The organism is Actinotalea sp. C106, from assembly GCF_023630195.1.
Lineage (GTDB): Bacteria > Actinomycetota > Actinomycetes > Actinomycetales > Cellulomonadaceae > Actinotalea.
The window spans coordinates 1-3,718 of the sequence record NZ_JALPKN010000295.1; the positions used below are offsets into that span (position 1 = coordinate 1).

General features: G+C 73.1%; 2 protein-coding genes. One reads left to right on the plus strand and one right to left on the minus strand.

The features are described 5' to 3' along the window. The coding region (locus tag L0B03_RS15150) for a MarR family transcriptional regulator (RefSeq protein WP_250447293.1) at window positions 1–468 on the minus strand (468 nt) is incomplete at its 3' end. A gap of 129 nt (window positions 469–597) precedes the next feature. Here L0B03_RS15150 and L0B03_RS15155 point away from each other — a divergent pair. Next, window positions 598–3,714, plus strand: coding sequence for an efflux RND transporter permease subunit (locus L0B03_RS15155; RefSeq protein ID WP_250447295.1), 3,117 nt, complete (start codon window positions 598–600; stop codon window positions 3,712–3,714). Window positions 3,715–3,718 lie beyond the last annotated feature (4 nt).

Below are 3,718 nucleotides of genomic sequence, written 5' to 3' on the forward strand. Positions count from 1 at the left end.
CGGCGCGCCGAGCTCGCGCATCACGCGCAGCACCGCCCCCACCCCGGTCGACAGCTGCGCGAGCTCGTCCAGGGTGAGCCGGTCGAGCAGAGCGACCTCGAAGGCGTCCGGGCCCAGGACCGTGACGCGGACCGCACGGGCTCCGGCTGCCGTCGCCGAGACCAGCCGGACCCGGCCGTCCTCGGCATGGGACCGTCGCGCCGCCATGCCGGTCGCGACCAGCCGGTCCACGAGGCCCGAGACCGTCGCGGCCGTGATCCCGAGCACACCTGCGAGGTCGCTCGAGGTCCGCTCGCCGTCGAGCACGAGCACCGCCAGCGCGCGGAGCTGCTGGGCGGTCAGGCGGCTCTGGGCGAGCTGCTCGAGCCGTCGACCGACGAGCAGGTCCGCGAGGTCCTCCTGGTGGGCCAGCACCTGCTCGACGTGGCGTCGCCGCTCTCCGTCCTGCGCGTTCGGGTGGGCCGTCACCCGAGGAGGCTATCGCCGCCCGGGTGGGGTCCGTCGCCCCTCCGACGAGCGACGAACTGCTTCGGGTTAGGCTAAGGATCCGCGACGGCGCAGTCGCCCCCCACCCGACCCGTCCCTTGCGGAGGACCTGTGTACCGCCTCGCCCGTCTGTCCCTGGGCCACCGTGCCGTGACGGCCCTCGTGACCGTCGCGGTCGCCGTCCTCGGGGTGCTCAGCCTCGGCTCGCTCAAGCAGGAGCTCATCCCTTCGGTCCAGCTCCCCGCCGCCGCGGTGGTCGCGGTGTACCCCGGGTCCTCCCCCGAGGTCGTCGAGGACCAGGTGAGCGCGCCGCTCGAGAATGCCGTGCGGGGGGTGCGCGGCGTCGACGAGGTCGCCTCGACCTCCTCGACGAACCTCTCGGTGACGAGCGTCACGTTCGACTTCGGCACCGACATGGACCTCGCCGCACAGCAGCTGCGCACCGCCGTCGACCGCCTCGCAGGCAGTCTCCCGGGGGACGTCCAGCCCGAGGTGGTCACCGGGTCCATCGACGACCTCCCGGTGGTGCAGCTCGCGGTCGCCGGGGGCACCGACTCGGCCGACCTCGCCGCCACGGTCGAGGACCTCCTGACCCCGCGCCTCGAGGAGATCGCCGACGTGCGGGAGGTGACCGTGAGCGGAGCCGCCGAGCGCGAGATCACCCTGGAGGTCGACCTCCCGACCCTCGTCGCCGCGGGGCTCGGGCCGGACGCCGTGCTCAGCGTCCTCGAGGACAACGGCATCACCCTGCCCGCCGGGACGGTCACCGAGGGCTCGCAGGCCTACTCCGTCGAGGTCGGGTCGCCCGTGACGAGCCTCGAGGAGCTCACCGCACTCCCGCTGCGGGGCGAGCAGGGCAACGTGCTCCCGCTCGGCGACGTCGTCGAGGTGACCGACGGCCAGGCCGCCGAGACGTCCCTCTCACGGCTCGACGGCGCCCCGGCCCTCGCGGTCGCGATCACCAAGACCCCCGAGGGAAACACCGTCGACGTGTCCCACGAGGTCCAGGAGGCGGTGAACGACGTCGCCGGCTCCCTCGACGCCGCGCAGGTCGAGGTGGCTGTGGTCTTCGACCAGGCGCCGTTCATCGAGGAGTCGATCGAGAACCTGGCGACCGAGGGCGCCCTCGGGCTCGTCTTCGCCGTGCTCGTCATCCTGCTCTTCCTGGCCTCGCTCCGCTCGACCCTCGTCTCGGCGATCTCGATCCCCCTGTCCCTCCTCGTGGCCTTCACGCTGATGCAGGTCACCGGGTACACCCTCAACCTGCTGACCCTGAGCGCCCTCACCGTGGCGATCGGGCGCGTCGTCGACGACTCGATCGTGGTCATCGAGAACATCAAGCGGCACCTGTCCTACGGCGAGGCCAAGGGCGAGGCCGTGCTGGGGGCCGTGCGCGAGGTCGGCGGGGCGATCACCTCCTCGACCGTCGCCACGGTGGCGGTCTTCGTCCCGATCGGCCTGGTCGGCGGCGTCGTCGGTGAGCTCTTCCGTCCCTTCGCGATGACCGTCGCGATCGCCATGGGCGCTTCCCTCTTCGTCGCGCTCACGATCGTCCCGGTCCTGGCCTTCTGGTTCATCCGGGCCCCCCACGACGTGGACGAGGACGCCGCACAGGCCCGCCGCACCGAGGCCGAGGCCAAGGAACGCCGCGGGCTGTGGCAGCGCGCCTACGTCCCCACCCTGGCCGCGAGCCTGCGGCACCCGGGGCTCACCGTCCTGGCCGCGGTCGTCCTGCTCGGCGGCACCCTGGCCCTGGTCCCCCGTCTCGAGACGAACCTGCTCGGGGACAGCGGCCAGGACACCCTGACGGTGACCCAGCAGTTCGAGCCCGGGACCTCGCTCGAGGCGCAGGACTCCGCCTCTCGCACCGTCGAGGAGGCCCTGCTCGGGATGCCCGAGGTCGCCACGGTCCAGACGACGGTGGGGTCGGACAGCTCGACCGCCGCCTTCACCGGAGGTGGCGGTCAGCCTGAGGCATCCTTCTCCCTGACCCTCGCCGAGGACGTCGACGGCGTGACGGGTCAGGACGCGGTGCGCGTCGCCGTCCAGGACCTTCTGGCCGGCCCCGCCACCGCGCTCACGGTCTCGGGCGCCGACGCCGCCTTCGGCAGCTCGACGGTCGACCTGGTCGTCACCGCGGAGGACCTCGATGCGCTCACCGAGGCCGCGCAGCGGACCGCAGAGGCCGCCGCCGAGGTCGACGGGGCCCTCGCTGTGGCCAACAACCTCGCGAGCGACCAGCAGATCGTCGACGTGACCGTCGACCGTGCAGCAGCAGCGGCCGCGGGCCTCACCGAGACCGCCGTCGCCGGCACGGTCTCCTCCCTCATGTCGCCGTCCTCGATCGGGTCGATCGACCTCGGCGAGGGACCGGTCACGGTCCGCGCCGTGCTCGGCGAGGCACCGGCCACCGTCGCCGAGCTGGAGACCGTGCCACTCCCCGGCCCCCAGGGCCCGGTGCTCCTCGCGCAGGTCGCGAGCATCGAGCTGGTCGAGGTCCCCTCCGCGATCACCCGCGTGGACGGTGCTCGGTCGGCGACGGTGGCGGTCACCCCCGAGGGGCAGGACATCGGCACGCTCTCCGCCGACCTCACCGCCGTCGTCTCGGACCTCGACCTGCCGGCCGGGGCCGAGGTGGCGATCGGCGGTGTCGCCTCGGACCAGGAGGAGGCGTTCGCCGACCTGGGCCTGGCCCTGCTGCTGGCCGTGATCATCGTCTACGTGGTCATGGTCGCGACCTTCAACAGCCTGGTGCAGCCCCTGATCCTGCTGGTCTCGGTGCCCCTCGCCTCGACCGGTGCCCTGGTGGCCCTTCTCGTCACCGGCACACCGCTGGGTGTGCCGGCGCTGATCGGCCTGCTCATGCTCGTCGGCGTGGTCGTCTCGAACGCGATCGTGCTGATCGACCTGGTCAACCAGTACCGCGCACGGGGCCGGAGCCTGCACGAGGCCGTGACCGAGGGCTCCCGCAAGCGGCTGCGTCCCGTGGTCATGACCGCCGCCGCCACGATCTTCGCCCTGGTGCCCATGGCCCTCGGGGTCACCGGTGGCGGGGCCTTCATCTCCCAGCCGTTGGCCCTGGTGGTCATCGGCGGGCTGATCAGCTCGACGGCGCTGACCCTGCTGGTGGTTCCCGTCCTCTACACGCTGTACGAGGGGCGCCGGGAGCGGGGCCGGGAGAGCCGCGCCCGGCGGGGGCGGCGGGGGCGCGCAGCCGCCGAGGCCTGAGGGC